Annotated in this window: 15 protein-coding genes; 11 read left to right on the forward strand and 4 right to left on the reverse strand. The window is 61.6% G+C overall.

Features of this window, described 5'->3' with window-relative positions; all coding sequences use genetic code 11:
- Positions 1-24: 24 nt before the first annotated feature.
- Positions 25-1,839: a monovalent cation:proton antiporter-2 (CPA2) family protein gene (locus RLCC275e_RS02520; protein ID WP_033181713.1), complete on the reverse strand. Its 1,815-nt coding sequence runs from the start codon at positions 1,837-1,839 to the stop codon at positions 25-27.
- A gap of 119 nt (positions 1,840-1,958) precedes the next feature.
- Here RLCC275e_RS02520 and RLCC275e_RS02525 point away from each other — a divergent pair, with 119 nt between their 5' ends.
- The 6 genes from RLCC275e_RS02525 to lpxK all read left to right on the forward strand — a co-directional run bounded on the left by RLCC275e_RS02525 (position 1,959) and on the right by lpxK (position 8,181).
- The gene (locus RLCC275e_RS02525) at positions 1,959-3,305 is read left to right on the forward strand and encodes a TldD/PmbA family protein (RefSeq protein ID WP_033181714.1); all 1,347 of its coding nucleotides are present in this window, start codon (positions 1,959-1,961) and stop codon (positions 3,303-3,305) included.
- Positions 3,306-3,485: 180 nt separating this feature from the next.
- Complete coding sequence (locus tag RLCC275e_RS02530) at positions 3,486-4,295, forward strand: 3'(2'),5'-bisphosphate nucleotidase CysQ (protein ID WP_033181715.1); 810 nt, start codon at positions 3,486-3,488, stop codon at positions 4,293-4,295.
- A 61-nt stretch (positions 4,296-4,356) separates the two neighbouring features.
- Entirely contained in the window at positions 4,357-4,602 is a 246-nt protein-coding gene (locus RLCC275e_RS02535) for a DUF4170 domain-containing protein (RefSeq protein WP_003545820.1), read from the forward strand.
- Between the two features lie 172 nt (positions 4,603-4,774).
- The gene (gene waaA, locus RLCC275e_RS02540) at positions 4,775-6,094 is read left to right on the forward strand and encodes a lipid IV(A) 3-deoxy-D-manno-octulosonic acid transferase (RefSeq protein WP_003556858.1); all 1,320 of its coding nucleotides are present in this window, start codon (positions 4,775-4,777) and stop codon (positions 6,092-6,094) included.
- Positions 6,095-6,103: 9 nt separating this feature from the next.
- Positions 6,104-6,826, forward strand: a complete 723-nt coding sequence (locus RLCC275e_RS02545) for an HAD family hydrolase (RefSeq protein WP_033181716.1) — start codon at positions 6,104-6,106, stop codon at positions 6,824-6,826.
- 281 nt (positions 6,827-7,107) lie between these two features.
- Positions 7,108-8,181, forward strand: a complete 1,074-nt coding sequence (gene lpxK, locus RLCC275e_RS02550) for a tetraacyldisaccharide 4'-kinase (RefSeq protein WP_033181717.1) — start codon at positions 7,108-7,110, stop codon at positions 8,179-8,181.
- A gap of 321 nt (positions 8,182-8,502) precedes the next feature.
- On the opposite strand, the gene RLCC275e_RS02555 is transcribed toward lpxK, so the two are convergent.
- Positions 8,503-9,387, reverse strand: a complete 885-nt coding sequence (locus tag RLCC275e_RS02555) for a GntR family transcriptional regulator (RefSeq protein ID WP_003556864.1) — start codon at positions 9,385-9,387, stop codon at positions 8,503-8,505.
- Positions 9,388-9,486: 99 nt separating this feature from the next.
- Here RLCC275e_RS02555 and RLCC275e_RS02560 point away from each other — a divergent pair, with 99 nt between their 5' ends.
- From RLCC275e_RS02560 to RLCC275e_RS02570, 3 genes are all read left to right on the forward strand, one after another.
- On the forward strand, positions 9,487-10,545 hold the full coding sequence (locus RLCC275e_RS02560) for an ABC transporter permease (RefSeq protein WP_171816933.1): 1,059 nt from the start codon (positions 9,487-9,489) through the stop codon (positions 10,543-10,545).
- Complete coding sequence (locus tag RLCC275e_RS02565) at positions 10,542-11,306, forward strand: ATP-binding cassette domain-containing protein (RefSeq protein ID WP_033181718.1); 765 nt, start codon at positions 10,542-10,544, stop codon at positions 11,304-11,306. Before RLCC275e_RS02560 ends, RLCC275e_RS02565 begins: the two co-directional genes overlap by 4 nt.
- Positions 11,307-11,384: 78 nt before the next feature.
- Positions 11,385-12,302 (forward strand): sugar ABC transporter substrate-binding protein, encoded by a 918-nt coding sequence (locus tag RLCC275e_RS02570; RefSeq protein WP_033181719.1) that lies wholly within the window; start codon positions 11,385-11,387, stop codon positions 12,300-12,302.
- A gap of 134 nt (positions 12,303-12,436) precedes the next feature.
- On the opposite strand, the gene RLCC275e_RS02575 is transcribed toward RLCC275e_RS02570, so the two are convergent.
- Together RLCC275e_RS02575 and mutL are read right to left on the reverse strand one after the other, a co-directional pair.
- Positions 12,437-12,667 (reverse strand): DUF2093 domain-containing protein, encoded by a 231-nt coding sequence (locus RLCC275e_RS02575; RefSeq protein ID WP_033181720.1) that lies wholly within the window; start codon positions 12,665-12,667, stop codon positions 12,437-12,439.
- 170 nt (positions 12,668-12,837) lie between these two features.
- Positions 12,838-14,640, reverse strand: coding sequence for a DNA mismatch repair endonuclease MutL (gene mutL / locus RLCC275e_RS02580; RefSeq protein WP_033181721.1), 1,803 nt, complete (start codon positions 14,638-14,640; stop codon positions 12,838-12,840).
- A 182-nt stretch (positions 14,641-14,822) separates the two neighbouring features.
- Between mutL and RLCC275e_RS02585 the strand changes: the two genes are divergently transcribed.
- Both RLCC275e_RS02585 and RLCC275e_RS02590 read left to right on the forward strand, forming a co-directional pair.
- The gene (locus tag RLCC275e_RS02585) at positions 14,823-16,544 is read left to right on the forward strand and encodes a response regulator (RefSeq protein ID WP_033181722.1); all 1,722 of its coding nucleotides are present in this window, start codon (positions 14,823-14,825) and stop codon (positions 16,542-16,544) included.
- A 153-nt stretch (positions 16,545-16,697) separates the two neighbouring features.
- On the forward strand, positions 16,698-18,062 hold the full coding sequence (locus RLCC275e_RS02590) for a putative bifunctional diguanylate cyclase/phosphodiesterase (protein WP_003556875.1): 1,365 nt from the start codon (positions 16,698-16,700) through the stop codon (positions 18,060-18,062).
- Positions 18,063-18,096 lie beyond the last annotated feature (34 nt).

The raw sequence follows: 18,096 nt of genomic DNA on the forward strand, positions 1-18,096 counted from the left end.
ATTTCGCAAGCCGCTCAGGGGTGATCAGGCGTCCGCCGTTGCATCCACGGTTCCGGCCAGCGGATCGTCCTCGAAAGGATCGGCGGCGCGCTTCGGCTTGACCAGCGGTTCGGGGCGGACGGGATGGGAAAACAGCATATCGCGCCCAGCCTGCAACCCTTCGGACACCTGCAGCACCAGGCGTGCCTCGTCGCGCTTGCGGATATCCTCGCCGATTTCGTAGGCGTTGACCTCGGAAACGCCGAGCGCCTCCAGCGTTCGCCGTCCGAAGAGCAGGCCCGATTCCAGCGTTTCGCGCAGCTCGTAGTCGACGCCCTTGTTGCGCAGTTCGATCGAATGGATGCGGTCGTAGGAACGCACATAGAGCCTTGTGTGCGGATAGTCGGCCTGCACCAGCTCCACCACCTTGTCGGTGATTTCCTTCTTCTGCGTGCAGACGAGCACGATCTTCGCCCGGTCGATGCCGGCCGAGCGCAGCACGTCCTTGCGGGCGCCGTCGCCGAAATAGATGCGGAAGCCGAAGGAGGAGGCTTGGCGGATGCGGTCGGCGGAAAAATCGATGACGGTGACGCTGCGCCCGCCGGCAAGCAGGATCTGGGCGGCGATCTGGCCGAAACGCGAAAAGCCGACCATCAGCACGTCAGCGCCGGCTCCCTCGAAATCCTCGTCCAGCTCCTCCTGCTCGTCGCCGTTGAGCAGCCGCTTCGAAAGCGCCGACCCGATCGGCGTCAGCGCCATGGACAGCGTGACGATTGCGACCAGCAGCGAGGCCGTGCTCGTCGACATCAGCCCGGCCGCCCCCGCCGTGGTGAACAGCACGAAGCCGAATTCGCCGCCCTGCGGCAGCAGAAAGGCGATGCGGATCGCATCGTTGTGCGGAGAGCCGGAGATCCGGCAGATCCCGTAGATGACGATCGCCTTGACGGCCATGACGATCGGCACGGCGACGATGACGAAGAGCGCATTGTCGGCGAGAACGTCGAGCTCCAGCGACAGGCCGACGGCGATGAAGAAGATAGCGAGCAGCACGCCGCGGAAAGGCTCGATATCCGCCTCCAGCTCGTGCCGGTAGGAGGATTCGGCAAGCATCACGCCGGATAGGAAGGCGCCCATCGCCATCGAAAGCCCGGCCAGCTGCATCAGGCTCGCCGATCCCATGACGACGAACAGGGCAGCCGCGATCATTGCTTCGCGTGCGCCGGTCCGGGCGATGATCTGGAAGAGCGGTGTCAGCAGGTAGCGCCCCATGACGATCATCGCCGCAACGGCGCCGACGGCAACGGCAAAATCCAACAGCGGCGCGCTGCTGCCCTTGTCGCCGCCGTCGAGGATAGTGATCAGCGCCAGCAGCGGCACGATCGCCAGGTCCTGGAACAGCAGCATCGAAAAGGAGCGCTGCCCGTATCGCGTATTGACGTCGCCGTCGCCCTCGAGGATCTGCATGGCGAAGGCGGTCGACGACAGCGCCAGGCCAAATCCGGCAACGATGCTGCCGCGCCAGTCGAGAACCTCAGAAAACCAGGCAAGCGCGGTCAGCGCCAGGCCCGTCAGCACCACCTGCGCCGCGCCGAGGCCGAAGATGTCGCGCCGCATCTGCCAGAGGCGGGTGGGTTTCAGCTCCAGCCCGATGATGAAGAGCAGGAAGACAACGCCGAGTTCGGCGACGGCGAGGATCTGTTCTCCATCGGTGATGCCGTGGAAGACCGGGCCGATGACGATGCCGGCGGCGAGATAGCCGAGCACCGTGCCGAGCCCGAGTTTCTTGAAGATCGGCGCGGCGACCACCGCCCCGCCAAGCAGCAGGATCGTTTCGGAAAAAAAGGCATTGGGCGCTGACATGCTGGCAATTTCTCTCGACGGCGGGGAGCAAGCAGGCAGCCCCGATAAAGAATCGGTGACGGCGGCCTTGATGCTTGGGAGAGTGCACAATAAATGGAAGCCGAAGGAAAGGCCAAATCATGTCCTCTGAAATTGATTCCTCGACACTTCTTTCCCGCGCAAGTCAATTGATCGATCTGGCAAGGAAGGCAGGGGCCGATGACGCCGACGCCGTCGTCGTCCGGTCGCGCTCGCAATCGGTGAGCGTCCGCCTCGGCAAGGTCGAGGGCACGGAATCCTCCGAAAGCGACGATTTCTCGCTGCGTGTCTTCATCGGCAAGCGTGTCGCCAGCGTTTCGGCCAATCCGGGCTTCGATCTTCAGGCGCTGGCCGAACGCGCCGTCGCCATGGCCAAGGTTTCCCCGGAAGACCCCTTCGCCTGTCTGGCGGATGAGGCGAGCCTTTCGAGAGCCTATCCCGACCTGCAATTGCTCGATACCACCGAGGTCTCCTCCGAGATGCTGCGCGAGGCGGGTCTTGCCGCTGAAGCAGCAGCCCTTGCGGTCAAGGGGGTTACCAATTCCTCCGGCGCCGGCGCGTCGGCCGGGATGGGCGGCCTCGTTCTTGCCACCTCGCACGGTTTCGAAGGCAGTTACATGGCCTCGCGTTTCGGCCATTCCGTCAGCGTCATCGCAGGCGAAGGCACCGGCATGGAGCGCGACTATGATTATGACAGCCGTCTCTATTACGCCGAGCTCGACGATCCCGCTGAAATCGGCCGTCGCGCCGGCGAACGGGTGATCAAGCGCGTCAATCCGCGCCAGGTGCCGACCGGCAAGGACGTCACCGTCATCTTCGATCCGCGTGTCGCCCGCGGCTTCGTCGGCCATATCGCCGGTGCGATCAATGGTGCTGCCGTCGCCCGTAAGTCCAGCTTCCTGCGCGACAAGATGGGTCAGCAGATCCTGAAGTCAGGCCTGTCGATCACCGACGATCCGCTGATCGTGCGCGGCCCTTCCTCGCGGCCCTTCGACGGCGAGGGCGTGTCCGGCGAGCGGCTGGTGATGATCGAGGACGGTGTTTTGAAGCACTGGTTCCTCTCGACCTCGACCGCGCGCGAGCTCGGCCTCGAAACCAACGGCCGCGGCGTGCGCGGCGGCACCGCCGTCTCGCCTTCTTCCACCAACTTTGCGCTGGAACCCGGCGACATCTCGCCGGAGGATCTGATCCGCAGCGTCGGCAACGGTTTTTATGTCACCGAATTGATCGGCCACGGCGTCAACATGATCACCGGCGAATACAGCCGCGGCGCCACCGGCTTCTGGATCGAAAACGGCGAGCTCACCTTCCCGGTCTCCGAGGTGACGATCGCCTCGAACCTCAAGGAGATGTTCATGCGCCTGACGCTGGCAAACGACATCGATCGCAAATTCGGCGTCGCGGCTCCCACGTTTGCCATCGAAGGCATGACGCTCGCGGGGCGCTAGAGCATGTCTCGCAAAAGTGTGCAGCGGTTTTGCGATAAAGACATGCGGAAAAGCAAAGACCTAAAGCGTGGCAAGCGAATCTGAAAGATCGCGACGCGCTTTAGAGCATGACGCCGAAAAGTGTGAGCGGTTTTCGGACGACATCATGCTCCAACTGTAGTCGAGAAATGGATTGATCTGATGAGCGACATGGAGAAAGCCCGGTGGCAGAGCGATCTCACGCTGATCGTCGATGCTGCGAAAGAGGCGGGCGCCGTCGCTTTCGGTTTCTTCAACCAGTCTCCCGAGGTCTGGTGGAAGAACGAGGATCGTTCTCCCGTCAGCGCTGCCGATTTCGCCGCCAACAAGACGCTCGAGACCATCCTGCGCAAGGCTCGGCCGGATTATGGTTGGCTGTCGGAAGAAACAGACGACGATGCCGACCGCCTTTCACGGGAGACGCTGTTCATCATCGATCCGATCGACGGCACGCGCGCTTTCCTCGGCGGGCAGAAGGTCTGGTGCGTCAGCGTCGCGGTCGTTCATCGCGGCCGGCCGGTCGCCGGGGTGCTCTATGCGCCGGCGCTCGAGGAACTCTATGAGGCGGTCGAGGGTGGCGTGGCGCTGAAGAACGGCGTGCCCTTCACCGTCTCGGCCACCGGACCGGAAGAGATGAGCCGCCTTGCGATCGGTGACGACCTGCTGAAGACCTTTCCGCCGGAATTCCGCGACCGGGTGACGCGCGAAAAATACATTCCCTCGCTTGCCTATCGCATCGCCATGGTGGCGGACGGTCGTCTCGAAGGCACCTTCGTCAAGGGCAATTCACATGATTGGGACCTTGCCGCCGCCGATCTGATCCTTGTCTGTGCCGGCGGCGGCCTCGTCGACATCGAAGGCCGGCCGGTCGTCTACAATCGCGCTGAGGTCACCCACAAGGTCCTTTGCGCAGCGCCAACGCCCCGCCTCGGTGAATTCCTCGCGGCCTTTGCGGGGCGACGAGACAGTTGACGTTTCCGTCAAAATCCCGCAGATGGGTGGCGGAGGAGAATAGGCAGAAAGAGAAGAAAAAATGACTGACTCCGGTGACAAGAAGCAGCTTCTGCATCTCGTTTTTGGCGGCGAACTGGAAAGCCTCGATGACGTCCAGTTCCGTGACCTGCAGGGTCTCGATATCGTCGGCATTTTCCCGGATTATGCCACGGCGCTGACGGCCTGGAAGTCGAAGGCGCAGCAGACGGTCGACAATGCGCATATGCGCTACTTCATCGTCCACATGCATCGTTTGCTCGATCCGCAGGAAAAGCCCAAGGGCTGAGCTTAGCAAGTGCCGCCGGCCGGCCGCTCGTCGAGCGGGGCTTTGGTGCATCGGGCGCCCGTCGATCCGGATTGTTGGACGCATTCTGAACAAATTGATCGGTCATTGCGGCCGCAACGATAATGAGGGAATGGGTTTTGATGTCGATCGGTTTGGATCGGAGGCTGGCGCGATGAGCTCCCGGATGGCGCGGTTCGGTCTGAACGCATACCGTCTGGCGGGAACCGTGGCCTCTCCAGTCGTCGGCCTCTATATCACCTACCGCACGGCCAAGGGCAAGGAAGACCGGGCCCGCCGCCTGGAGCGCTTCGGCTATCCGAGCGCCAACCGGCCGCAGGGCCCGCTCATCTGGTTTCATGCCGCAAGCGTCGGTGAAACCAACGCCGTCATCCCGCTGATCCGCGAAATCCGCCGCCGCGACATCCATGTCATCCTGACGACCGGCACCATCACGTCGGCCAAGCTCGCCGCCGAGCGCCTCGGCCAGGAAGCGATCCATCAATATGTGCCGCTCGACCTGAAGCCCTCCGTCAGCCGCTTCCTCGATTATTGGCAGCCCGATTGCGCCATCATCGCCGAATCCGAGATCTGGCCGGCAACGGTGCTGGAACTCGGCCGCCGCCGCATTCCGCAGATCCTGATCAATGCCCGCATGTCGGACCGCTCCTTTGCCCGCTGGCGCCGCCGCCCGGCGATCGCCGAAGCCTTGTTCGAGAATCTTGCCCTCGTCATCGCCCAGTCGGATGTCGATGCCGAACGTTTCCGCGATCTCGGCGCCGTGCCCGTCATCACCTCGGGCAACCTGAAGGTCGATACCGACGCACCGCCTTATGACAGCGCTGTCTTCGCCCGCTACAAGAAGCAGATCGGCGAGCGCAAGACCTGGGCGGCGATCTCGACCTTCGACGGCGAGGAGAACGCCGCCGCCATCGTTCACCGGGCGCTCAGGGAGCGCGACCGTCAATTAACGATCATCGTGCCGCGCCATCCCGAGCGCAGCGACGAGATCGAGGCGGCCCTCGTCAAGCAGGGGCTGAAGGTCGCCCGCCGCACTCGCGACGATGTCTTGTCCGCCGATGTCGATATCTTCCTCGGCGATACGATCGGCGAAATGGGTCTTTATCTCCGCCTGACGGAAATCGCCTTCGTCGGCCGCTCGCTTTTTGCCGAAGGCGGCCAGAATCCGCTGGAGCCCGCCATGCTCGGCTGCGCCATTCTCTCCGGCGGCCATGTGCAGAATTTCCGCGATGCCTATCAGAAACTTGCCCGCAGCGGCAGCGCCCGCATGGTGCGCGATACCGAAATGCTGGCCAAGGGTGTGCATTACCTGCTGATCAATGATGACGCCCGCCGCAACATGATCGAGGCCGGCATCACCGCCGTGCACGAGATGCGCGGTGCGCTGACGGCGACGGTGAAGGGGCTGGAACCCTATATCAATCCGCTGACGGTGAAGGCGCGACTGCTGCCCAAAGCCGTGGCCCAGGTCTGAGGAGCTAAGATGTCGGCTGCCACGCCTATCAAAGGCATCCTCTTCGACAAGGACGGCACGCTGCTCGACTATGACGAGAGCTGGCTGCCGGTCAATCGCGAGCTTGCCCGCATCGCTGCGAAAGGGGATGAGCTTCTCGCCAACCGGCTGCTGTCGGCCTGCGGCATGGATCCGGTGACCGGCCATATCGTTCCCGACAGCCTGCTTGCCGCCGGCAATACCCGCCAGATCGCCGAGGGTCTCGTTGCCGCGGGCTCGATGGTCGATGTCGGCGAACTGACGGTCCGCCTCGACGAGCTCTTTTCCAGCGCTGCCGAATTTTCCGTGCCGGTGACCGACCTCGCCGGCTTCTTTGCACGGCTGCATCGGCGCGGCTTCAAGCTCGGTGTCGCCTCCAGCGACAACGAACGATCGATCCGCCAGACGGCGGAACGCTTCGGTTTTGCCGGCTACATCGAATACATCGCCGGCTACGACAGCGGTTTCGGCGTCAAGCCGGAGCCCGGCATGGTGCTCGGCTTCTGCGCCGCGACCGGTCTTTCGCCCGCCGAGGTCGCCATGGTCGGCGACAACAATCACGATCTGCACATGGGTCTGAATGCCGGCACGGGCCTGCGGATAGCGGTGCTGACCGGCACCGGTTCGCGGGAGACGCTTGCCGCCGCCGCCGATCATGTGCTTGACGATATCACCGCCATTGAGACCCTGCTGCCGGACCTGCAGCCGGCCTGATCGCCAGCACTTAACCCCGAAAATCGATTCCGATTTTCGGGGTTAAGTGCTGGTTCAAAGTCTTAGAGCGTCCTTTACGCGTCCTATCGGACGCGCGGCCCTCTAAGGGCTTGCATTTTTTCAGGTTTTGGCTTCTCAATCCAGCCGGTCGAAAGCAGGGGACTGGCTGTGGCTAAAGCAATTCCAGCAAAAGTGCATAGCGGTTTTGCCGGGAAAAGCGCGCAGCGACTTTCCCAAGGGATTGCGTGAGAATAAGCCGGACAGGGGAGCGGGACGGCAAGATGATATCCGAAGCGCCACCGTTCTGGTGGAGGAAAGCCGATTGGCGGGCCTGGCTGCTGCTGCCGCTTTCTTTTCTCTATGGCCGTATCGCCGGCCACCGTATGGCCTATGCCCGCCGCGCCTCCGTTCCCATTCCGGTCATATGCGTCGGCAATTTCACCGTCGGCGGCGCCGGCAAGACGCCGACGGCGCTGACGATCGCCCGTGCCGCCAAGGCGAAGGGGCTGAAACCCGGCTTTCTCAGCAGGGGTTACGGCGGCTCGCTCGATGTGACGACGGTGGTCGACCCCGATCATCACCGGGCGGTCGCCGTCGGCGACGAGCCCTTGCTGCTTGCCCAGGAAGCGCTGACGGTGATTTCCCGCCGGCGCGTCGAAGGGGCTCAGCGCCTGGCGGCGGAGGGCGCCGATCTCATCATCATGGATGACGGTTTCCAAAGTGCCCGGCTGGCGATCGACTATGCCCTGCTCGTCATCGACGCGACCCGCGGCCTCGGCAACGGTCATATTGTGCCGGGTGGCCCGGTCCGTGCGCCGATCCGCCAGCAGCTGCGTTCTGCGACCGCCCTGCTGAAGGTTGGCGGCGGCAACGCCGCCGACGGGATCGTCCGCATGGCGGCGCGCGCGGCAAAGCCCTATTTCACCGCATCGCTGAAAGTGCGCGGCGACAATACGCTGGCCGGCACCAAGGTGCTCGCCTTCGCCGGCATTGCCGATCCCGCCAAATTCTTCCGCACCGTCGAATCCCGCGGCGCCGAGATCGTCGTCGCCAAATCCTTCGGCGATCACGAGCATCTGACCGAGGAGGAGATCGACGACATCCTGACGACCGCCGAACGTCAAGGTCTCTTGATCGTCACCACCTCCAAGGATTTCGTCCGCCTCTCCGGCCATCAGGGCAAGGCGGCACGGCTCGTCGAAAAGAGCCGGGTGATCGAGGTCGACATGGTCTTCGAGGATCACCTCGCCCCCAGCCTCATCATTGACCGGGCGATTGTCGCCTGCCGCGAGCGGCGCCTGCGGGAAATGAAGGCCGGGGTTAAAGCAATTCCAGCAAAGGCTGAACCGCTCTAGAGCCTTTCCGGGTTAGATTGCAGCATTCTGCCGGAGCAGGTTTTCGTCAGGGCAAAGGCGATTGGCGAAGGGCATACCCCTTGGTACGTGCGAGCCGATCGCCTTTGCCCTGGCGGAAAGATGCCCGGCCCTTCGGGTTGGCTGAAACGGGCCGGCTGATCGACCGGCCGGCTTGGCCGTAGAGCTGGGCTACGACGCGCGCCAGCCGGTCGACCATCCGACTCCGTTTGAGCCAACAGAATGCTTCAATCTAACCCGGAAAGGCTCTAGCAGGCTGCTGCAAAACGTCTCGTCCTGCGTACATCTCCACATGCAACGCTATCACGCGATCGAGCGAAGCAAAGTCTCGCGGGCGGAAGTCAGATGCAACCGGCATGCGCGATCGATCAAGGCGATATTGCGGCTTTCGAGGGCTTCGATCAGGGCGAGATGTTCCTTGATGGCGACCTCATTCCGGGCGCGTTCATCACGCTTGTTCCACTGATAATGATAGTGGAAGACCATGGTTATAACGTCTTGGAAGCTTTCGATAAAGCGGTTCGGCGCGACTGCGGTAATTAGCCGGTGGAACCGGCTGTCCAGTTCCGAGAAATCCTGAAACCGAGCGTCGATATCAGCGAGCAGTTCCAGATGTGCCGCCCGCATAGATTGGATCTGTTTCCAGACCGGTGACCCGTCGGGCAGGGCAGAGAAAAGCCGTGCGGAGCGCATTTCGAACATCTCTCTGATCTCAAACAGTTCGAGTGCGAAACTGGCTGTGAACCCTTTAAAAACCCAGCCTGCATTCTGACGCTTCTCGATCAGCCCATATTTCTGAAATCGATTGAGAAACTCACGGACAATCGTTGTCGCGACGCCGAATTTCCGAGCTAGTTCCGCCTCGTTGATTTCTGTGCCCGGACAGGCATCGCCGCGCAGCATCCATTCCATGAAGCTCGTCTCGACCTGTTCCGAAATTGCCAAGGTCTCTTTCTTCGGATAGCGCTCTTTCTGCCGTGGCTGCTCACGTATGATCCGCCTGTGCGCTTCAGATATGATGATCCCACGTGCGGACATCCCCGCCAGCACCTTCCGCACCGTTGTTCTGCTCACGCCAAGCTGGGCGCGCAGTGCATTTTCGGACGGCAATTCCGCCCCAAGATCGAGCGTGCGAATGATATCGATCATATCATTGAATGCCCGCTTGAAAGTCGTATCCGTTCTCATGGTGCAACTCTCAGTATGATTAGATATCCATAAAAAACAATTTGACGCACGTGTATCATATGTTTCTTATGTATAGAAAACGGGGGAGGCTAGGGGAATTTGGAAGACTCCGGGATTCTGCCTCAGAATTCGTCCCGGCCTGGTGGTTCGCACGATGCAACCTTCCAGCCCAGACAATCTGGCATCACATTCGGACTGAAGCTATTGAGCCTTGGCCCTCTATTGATCCTGATTATGCTCATCGCCGTCGTCAGTTTGATCACGCCGGCTTTTCTAAAGCCGGTTAACCTGGGGAACATCCTGGCGCAGACTGCAGTGATTGCTGTTGTAGCAATGGGGCAGCAACTCGTTATCCTGACGCGCGGCATCGACCTGTCTGTCGGCTCGAATCTTGCGCTGGCAACAGTCATCGGCGGACTTGTCTATCAGCAGGTTGATTCTTCAGTCGTCGTCATTATGGCCATGCTGCTTGCCGGCGCTGCCATTGGTGCCGTCAACGGCCTGGTCTTTGTCTACGGTCGGCTGCCACACCCCTTTATCATTACACTTGCGACCTTGAGTATCTGCCGCGGTCTGGCACTTGCATTGGCGCCCGGCCACACCACCATGCGCGGGATGCCCGATGCAGTGACCGCGATCGGTGGTGGTACGACGCTTGGTGTGCCCAATTCCTTCTTTGCCGTTGCGATGTTCGCGCTTCTTTTTCTGATCCTGACGAAGTCGATGGTCTTTGGCCGTTGGATCTATGCGGTCGGCGGCGCGCCGAATGCCGCCAGAAGCATGGGTATCCCGGTAAAGGGCGTTCTGCTCGCAACCTACATTATTTGCGGCTTTTGTGCAGGTGTCGGCGCGGTGCTGCTCGCAGGACGGACCGCCGCCGCCTCGCCAATCTACGGCAATCTTTTGGAACTCGACACGATTGCTGCGGTGATTATCGGCGGCGCCAGCTTCCTTGGCGGACGAGGCCATCTCGGCCACGCCCTGATCGGCGCCGTGCTGATCGGCGTCATCCGCAACGCCCTTAACCTTCTGGGGGTCGACGTGTTCTTTCAAATGATCGCGATTGGGCTCGTCATCGTCATCGCCGTAGAGGCCGACGTGCTTCGTAACCATCTCGAGGCGCGCGCGCGTGTGCTTCAATCGGCGAGAGTGCAATGAACACTGCATCCACCACACCGGCACTTTCGGTTCGAAACGCCCAGAAGCGCTTTGGCGCCATCCATGCCCTGAAAAATGTAAGCTTTGATGCCTATGCAGGTGAGGTAACCGCTCTCTTGGGTGACAACGGCGCCGGCAAGTCGACCCTCGTCAAATGCATCAGTGGGCTTCATAGTCTCGACGAAGGAGAGATCCTCGTGGATGGTGCGCCCGTATCGCTCCATTCAACGGCCGCCGCCCGCCGCGCCGGTATTGAAACCGTCTATCAGGATCTGGCGCTTTTCGACAACCTGACCCCGGTACAGAATTTCTATTGTGGACGAGAAATCTCTTTCCCCTCCTGGCTGCCGCGTCCGCTCCGCTTCCTCAACACGGGCCTGATGAAGCGGGAAGCGGCGAGTGTCATCGATCGCCTGAAGGTTAAGCTGCCGAGATTCGATGCGCCGGTCGCGCTGATGTCTGGGGGACAGCGACAGGCGATCGCGGTCGCGCGCGCCATTGTTTTTGCGCGCAAGCTGGTAATCCTTGACGAACCAACCGCCGCCCTCGGTCTTCGCGAGTCTCGCCAGGTTCTTGACCTTATCCATCAGCTCAAAGCCGACGGCAATGCCGTGATCATCATCACGCACAATATGGAGCATGTCGTCGAAATCGCCGATCGGGCGGTTGTGCTGCGGCAGGGTCGCAAGGTGGGTGAACTAAAGCCAACGCAAGCGAACAAGCAAGACCTTGTCGCGATGATTGTCGGCGGCGAGGCTTAAGGAAGATCGCTGCTTCTTTGGGGCAGCGGACAACGAGATCGCTCTAGAGGAGGGTGGTCGAAACATGGGAGGTCTATCATGAAACAGCAATCCCTGCTGGGAGCTCTTGCGCTCCTGGCCGTCGCTGCAGTCCCGTCCTGGGCGCAGGAGCCGGTCAAGCTCGGCTTTATAACCAAATTCCCTGTACCGTTCTTCGCAACAATGGAGAACGCCGCCAAAGATTATGCAAAGAGAAATCCCGGCGTCGAGATCATCTACGGGCAAGGTACATCAGCAACCGACATCGAGGGCCAGATTGCACAGATCGAGTCCATGGTGACACGAGGCGTGCAGGGCATTGCCCTCACGCCCGTCGATCCCACTGTGTCCACTGCCCTGGACAAGGCGGTGGCGGCCGGTGTCAAGATCGTGCTGATGGATAACAACATTCCGGATTGGAAAGGCAGGACGGCGCTTGCCACGACCAATAATTTCGCTGCGGGCAAAATCGCTGGCGAATATCTCAAAACCGTTCTTAAAGCCGGCGACACGCTCGGGATTCTCGAGGGCGTGCCCGGGGTGCCGGCGCTTGATGACCGCGTGAACGGTATGCTTGAAGGGTTGAACGGCCTTGATGTCAAGATCGTCGGGAAAGGCGCAACAAACTGCACCGAGGAGCTCGGGATCAGTGTCGCCGAGGATCTGCTCACGAAGAACCCGGATCTCAAGGCCATTTATGCCGCTTGCGGCCCGCCCGCTGCTGGCGCGGCGCGCGCAATCAAGAACGCCGGCACTGCCAATGACAAGATTGTGCTGGTCGGTTTCGATTTCTGCTGCGGCGAAGAGGAAGCGCTGAAGAGTGGAGTCGAGGATGCGTCGGTTGCGCAGTTCCCCACCAAGATGGCTGAACTCGGTGTGGATGCGTTGGTAAAATCGATTCGCGGAGAGAAGGTTGAGTCTTTGATCGATTCCGGCGCTGCGCTCGTGACGCCAGAGAATATGGCGAAATTCAAGTGAACCGTTGCCCCTGTGGGGATCGGATCACGCAAACGGCCCGTCCTTCGTGGGGCGGGTCGGACGTGTGACCGCTCGTTGTGCCAAGATTTCAATCTTCTATCAGGACAGCCGACCCGGCCTAAAATCATCCTGTTCTAGCGCCGCTGGTTCGGCAGCACGCCGGCGCGTTTGTCGGCATCGATGGCCGAGATCACGTCGGCATAGGGTTCCTGCCGGGCGACGCTCCAGTAGCGCAGCTCGTCGAGCGGGATCTGTTTCCCCGTCATCGCGCAGATGACATAGGAGCCGGGCGAGAGAATCTGGAAATCGCCATCGAGATACCGGATCTTCGCCTCGCGGTTTCCGTGCCCTTCGAACAAATTCATGCGCTCCGTTCCCTGCCGTCTGTCATTAGAGCATGTCGCGCAAAAGTGTGCCGCGGTTTTGCGATCACGACATGCGGAACATCAAAGACCTAAAGCGTGGCAAGCGATCTGAAAGATCGCGACACGCTTTAGTTTGCCATACTCCCGCAACGGCCGCTTTTCCAGCTTTTTTAGCTTCTGCCGAAAAGCCGCTCGATATCGCTGAGCTTCAATTCGATATAGGTCGGCCGGCCGTGATTGCACTGGCCGGAGCCGGGCGTTACTTCCATCTCCCGGAGCAGCGCGTTCATTTCCTCCGGCCGCAGCCGCCGTCCGGAGCGCACCGATCCGTGGCAGGCCATGGTCGCCGCCACATATTCGAGCTTGGCCGATAGGCCCGACGCCGTGTCCCATTCGGCGATCTCGTCGGCAAGCTGGCGGATCAGCCCATGCGCATCGACCTCGCCGAGCATCGCCGGCGTCTCGCGCACGGCGATCGCGCCAGGGCCGAAACGCTCGATCGCAAGGCCGAGTTCGGAAAGCTCGGCCGCATGCTGCATCAGCCGGTCGCAATCCTCTTCCGGAATATCGACGATCTCGGGGATGAGCAGCACCTGCGAGGCCAACCGCTTAGAATGCAGCGCCTTGCGCATCGCCTCGAAGACCAGCCGCTCGTGTGCTGCATGCTGGTCGACGATGACGAGCCCGTCCTCGGTCTGGGCAACGATGTAGTTTGCGTGGATCTGCGCCCGCGCCGCGCCGAGCGGATAGCGCGCGGTCGATTCAGGGGCTGTCGGCTGCGGCGAAAACTGCGGCTCGGCCCGCGCCGTCGGCATCGAAAGTCCGTCGAAGGACGCCTGTGGCCGCTCGCCGAAACCCGATGTCGGCTGATAGGGCCGCGAGGGCGACGTTTCGGCCGACCATTCCGTCTGCGGCCGCTGGCTATTCGGCTGGAAACCGGGGCGGAAAGAGCGCAGCATATCGCTCGCCCCGGTCGTTGCCGCCCGGCTGCCGTCGCGCGTCAAGGCCTCGCGGATGGCGCCGACGATCAGGCCGCGCACCAGGCCAGGATCGCGGAACCGCACGTCGGATTTTGCCGGATGCACGTTGACGTCGACGAGAGCGGGATCGAGCGTGATCGACAGCACCGCCACCGGATAGCGTCCGGATGGGATCGTCTCGGCATAGGCGCCGCGGATCGCCGAGAGGATCAGCTTGTCCTGCACCGGCCGGCCGTTGACGAAAGCGTATTGGTGGGCGGAGTTGCCGCGATTGAAGGTCGGCACGCCGGCAAAGCCGGTAAGCGAGATCTCCTCGCGCTCGGCGTCGAGCGCAATGGCGTTGTCGCGGAATTCCTTGCCGAGCACCTGCGCCATGCGCGCCAGATGGTCGTCGCCGGTCGCCGGAAATTCCAGTGTCGTGCGGTCCGAACCCGACAGCACGAAGCGTACCGCCGGAAAGGCGATTGCCATGCGCTTGACGATCTCGGTAATGGCGCCGGCCTCGGCTTTCTCCGTCTTCAGGAATTTGAGCCGGGCGGGTGTCGCGAAGAACAGGTCGCGCACTTCGACGATCGTCCCGGGATTGGCGGCAGCCGGGCGCATATGCGCGATCTTGCCGCCGGCAACGGCAATCTCGTGGCCGCCTGTGCTGTCGCGCCTGCGGCTTGCAATACTGAGCCTTGCGACCGAGCCGATCGAGGGCAGCGCCTCGCCGCGGAAGCCGAGCGTGCGGATATCCTCGAGCGTCTCCGATATCTTCGAGGTGCAGTGGCGCCTGACCGCCAGTTCCAGATCGGTCGCGTCCATGCCCGAGCCGTTGTCGCTGACGCGCAGCAACGCCTTGCCGCCGCCAGCCGTGGCGATTTCGATGCGCGTCGCGCCCGCGTCGAGCGCGTTTTCGATCAGTTCCTTGGCAGCGCTCGCCGGCCGTTCGATGACTTCGCCGGCGGCGATCTGGTTGATGAGCGTTTCGGAAAGCTGTCTGATGGCCATGGGCTATTTTCGGGGATTCGCAGGCCGGAGGGAAGGGGTTTCGATGCGCTTTCCCAAAGCGTGATCGGGGCGCCCCCGAATTCGGGGGTGGGTAATGTTAAGCCGGTTTTAACATAAAAATGGCATTTCTAATCACATACTTCCGGAAGCTGTGAAATCGAACAGATGTGGGACGCAATAGCATGAGTGCCGGCTTCGAAAAGGCGGACACATCATCAGAAATCGATGGGGCTCCCGCCGAGGCCGATCTGCAGACGGCGCTTTTCGATGTGGTGTGCGACAGCCTTTCCGCAGCTTTCATCATCTACGACAAGAATGATCATCTGGTCTTCGCGAGCCGCCAGATACTCGAATTCTTTCCGCTGCCGTCCGAAATGCTGAAACCGGGCACGCGGCTTCGGGATTTCCTCGGCGCGATGTACGACACCGGCATTCGCCAGCAGTATGATGTCAGGCAGGGCGGCTCGCTGAGCCGCGAGGACTGGCTGTCGCAGAAAATCGCCTCGCATTGGCGCGAGCGCTTCGATGCCGTCGAGCGCCACGGCGCCGACCGCTGGGTCCGCTTCGTCAAGCGCAGGCTGCCGGGCGGTTACGGCGTCAGCATCATCTCCGACATTTCCGAGAACAAGAAGCGCGAAGAGCAATGGCGCTCCGATCTGGAGCGGGTACAGCTCACCGAGGACATTCTCGACAATCTGCCGTTTCCGCTGTTCGTCAAGGATCGCAACCTCACCTATGTCGCGGTCAATCTCGCTTTCTGCGAGAAATATCAGACGAGCGCCGACGAGGTGCTTGGGCGCAAGAGCGGCGATCTTTTTTCAGAGGAGATCGCCAAGCGCTTCGAGGAAAGCGACCGCCATGTGCTGGAGACCGGCGAGATGTCCGTCTCCCGCCAGCGGCAGATCTCCCGCGACGGCATCGAGCGCGATATCGTCAGCCGCAAGCACCGCATCGGCAAGCCCGGCCGCTATTTCCTGGTGTCGACCATGCAGGACCTGCCGCGCGACGGCGCCGATCTCGACGAGTTCGGCCAAGCATCCGCGATCACCGCCTCCAGCAATCAAAGCTATCGCCGGGCCTATGTGCCGGTGCCAAGCGGCATCGAACGGCGCGAACCGGCGGCGATGGAAGCGATCGTTCCGGAGAATTTCTCCGGCCGCAAGGTCCTCGTCGTTACTGCCGACCTCGCCGCCGAGACCGCCGCGCTGCGGACGCTGACGAAATACGGCTTCGAATCCTGCTCTGTCCGCGGTGAAGACGAAGAGGAGCGGTTCCTGGAAATCGCCACCTCCTCCGGCATCTCGCTCGATCTGCTGATCATCGACAACCAGATGGGCATGCGCTGCCTCGAGCTTGCCGAGCAATACGGCATCCCGGCGCTCGTCATGGACGGGTTCCAGATCGCCAACGAGCTCACCTTCCAGATCGCCCGCCATTTCAATCGCAGCAGCCGCAGCGCCGCCGGTTCGGATGCGGATTGGGAAATCAGCATTTCCGACGATACGGTCGGCCTGCAGGTTCTCGTTGCCGAAGACAATGATATCAACCAGATCGTCTTTTCGCAGATCCTCGAAGGCCTCGGCTACCGCCATATGTTGGCGGCGACCGGCGACGAGGCCGTGCGCCTCTGGGCCGAGCACCGACCGCAGATCGTGCTGATGGATATTTCCCTGCCGGGCTTCAACGGCTTCGAGGCCGCGCGCCTCATCCGGCAGATGGAGGAAACCGGCGGCGGCATTCGCACCCCGATCATCGGCGTGCTCACCCAGGCCTTCGAGCGTGACCGCGCCGAATGCGTCAAATCAGGCATGGACGACGTCATCATGAAACCCGTCAGCCCCGACATGCTGGAGACGGTATTTCAGAAATATCTAATGAATGAGGCCATACGAGCACGAAACTGAAGCATGTCGCGAAAAAGTGTGCAGGCGCCAAAATACCCGTCAACTCCCTAGATTTTGGGGAGGTTCAAGCGGTTATGCCGCTGATTTACTATCGAATTGTTAAGACCTGCCGGTCATTCTTCTGCATGGCTCCGGAGGAAAGCTCGGGTTTGGATGATGAAATCGGCGGAAATAGCTTTCTTGACCGTCGGTCAGAATGAGCTTCAGGCGATGGCCTATACCGATCCGCTGACCGGATTGGGCAACCGCAATCGCATGCGGGACAAGGTCTTGCAGATCTCCGCCGAGCGCGCCAGCGATCCGGCGCCCTTCACCATCGGCATCGTCAACCTCGACAGTTTCAAGCCGATCAACGATCTGTTCGGCTCGACAGCCGGCGATGAAATCCTCTGTCAGGTCGCCCATCGTCTCAGGGCCTGTATTCCGGATGGCGCGCTGGTCACCCGCCACGATGGCGACGAATTCGCCTTCGTATTGCCGTTGATCTTTGAGCGGGCGAGTGCCGAGAAATTCGGCCAGATGATCCGCGAGGTGCTGTCGGCGCCTTATGATCTTGGTGACCGCAACGTCCGTCTCTCTGCCTCCCTCGGCTTTTCCATCTATCCCTTCGCCGGAGAGGATTGCGAGGAACTGCTGAAGAGCGCCGAAACCGCCCTCTACCGCTCCAAGCGCCGCGGCCGCGGCCAGATCACCGTCTATTCGCGCGAGATCGCCCAGGAGATGAAGCGCGCGACGCAGCTGGAGCAGGCGCTCAGAAACGCCATCATCTCAGACGCGATCGATGTGCATTTCCAGCCGATCGTCTCGCTGTCCAACAATCAGGTCGTCGGTTTCGAGGCGCTTGCCCGCTGGAACGATCCCGATCTCGGCTTCGTGTCGCCCGGCGTCTTCGTGCCGCTGGCCGAAGAGCGCGGCTTCATCGATGCGCTGTCGGAGGCGCTGCTGCGCAAAGCCGCCGAAGCCGCACTTTCCTGGCCGCGCGAACTCTTCCTGTCGTTCAATCTGTCTTCGGCCCAGCTGATGGATCCGGGTACGAGCAGCAGCGTCCTGTCGATCCTCGGCCGCGTCGGCTTCGATCCGCATCGCCTGGAGCTTGAGATCACCGAGACGGCAGTGATGAGTTCGGCCGATACCGCCCACCGCATCATTGCCGATCTGCGCGCCGCCGGCGTGCGCATCTCGCTCGACGATTTCGGCACCGGCCAGTCGAGCCTCGGGCGCCTGCGCGACTTCATCTTCGACAAGATCAAGATCGACCGCGCCTTCGTCTCGCGCATCAATTCCGATCGCGCCTCCGAACACATCGTCAAGGCGATCCTTACCATGTGCGAGGGCCTGGAGCTGGAAGTCGTCGCGGAAGGCATCGAGGATTATGCCGAGGCGGTGAAGTTACGCATGCTCGGCTGCGGCATGGGCCAGGGCTATCACTTCGGCCGTCCGGCCGACGGTATCGCCACGCTACGCTTCCTGCACGAAAACTATTATGATCCGACCGCGATGGAGCGTGTCAGCGCATAAAGCGATGGCGCCCCTGGGAGCGCCATCGCCTACG

This window comes from Rhizobium brockwellii (assembly GCF_000769405.2).
GTDB classification, from domain to species: Bacteria; Pseudomonadota; Alphaproteobacteria; order Rhizobiales; family Rhizobiaceae; genus Rhizobium; species Rhizobium brockwellii.

What these genes read in the sequence shown, in the direction of transcription:
- RLCC275e_RS02570 (WP_033181719.1), top strand. Translation starts at nt 11,385, where the DNA reads ATGAAACAGCAATCCCTGCTGGGAGCTCTTGCGCTCCTGGCCGTCGCT.
- lpxK (WP_033181717.1), top strand. Translation starts at nt 7,108, where the DNA reads ATGATATCCGAAGCGCCACCGTTCTGGTGGAGGAAAGCCGATTGGCGG.
- RLCC275e_RS02590 (WP_003556875.1), top strand. Translation starts at nt 16,698, where the DNA reads ATGATGAAATCGGCGGAAATAGCTTTCTTGACCGTCGGTCAGAATGAG.
- RLCC275e_RS02520 (WP_033181713.1), bottom strand. Translation starts at nt 1,839, where the DNA reads ATGTCAGCGCCCAATGCCTTTTTTTCCGAAACGATCCTGCTGCTTGGC.
- RLCC275e_RS02525 (WP_033181714.1), top strand. Translation starts at nt 1,959, where the DNA reads ATGTCCTCTGAAATTGATTCCTCGACACTTCTTTCCCGCGCAAGTCAA.
- RLCC275e_RS02535 (WP_003545820.1), top strand. Translation starts at nt 4,357, where the DNA reads ATGACTGACTCCGGTGACAAGAAGCAGCTTCTGCATCTCGTTTTTGGC.
- RLCC275e_RS02575 (WP_033181720.1), bottom strand. Translation starts at nt 12,667, where the DNA reads ATGAATTTGTTCGAAGGGCACGGAAACCGCGAGGCGAAGATCCGGTAT.
- RLCC275e_RS02555 (WP_003556864.1), bottom strand. Translation starts at nt 9,387, where the DNA reads ATGAGAACGGATACGACTTTCAAGCGGGCATTCAATGATATGATCGAT.
- RLCC275e_RS02565 (WP_033181718.1), top strand. Translation starts at nt 10,542, where the DNA reads ATGAACACTGCATCCACCACACCGGCACTTTCGGTTCGAAACGCCCAG.
- RLCC275e_RS02530 (WP_033181715.1), top strand. Translation starts at nt 3,486, where the DNA reads ATGAGCGACATGGAGAAAGCCCGGTGGCAGAGCGATCTCACGCTGATC.
- RLCC275e_RS02545 (WP_033181716.1), top strand. Translation starts at nt 6,104, where the DNA reads ATGTCGGCTGCCACGCCTATCAAAGGCATCCTCTTCGACAAGGACGGC.
- waaA (WP_003556858.1), top strand. Translation starts at nt 4,775, where the DNA reads ATGAGCTCCCGGATGGCGCGGTTCGGTCTGAACGCATACCGTCTGGCG.
- mutL (WP_033181721.1), bottom strand. Translation starts at nt 14,640, where the DNA reads ATGGCCATCAGACAGCTTTCCGAAACGCTCATCAACCAGATCGCCGCC.
- RLCC275e_RS02585 (WP_033181722.1), top strand. Translation starts at nt 14,823, where the DNA reads ATGAGTGCCGGCTTCGAAAAGGCGGACACATCATCAGAAATCGATGGG.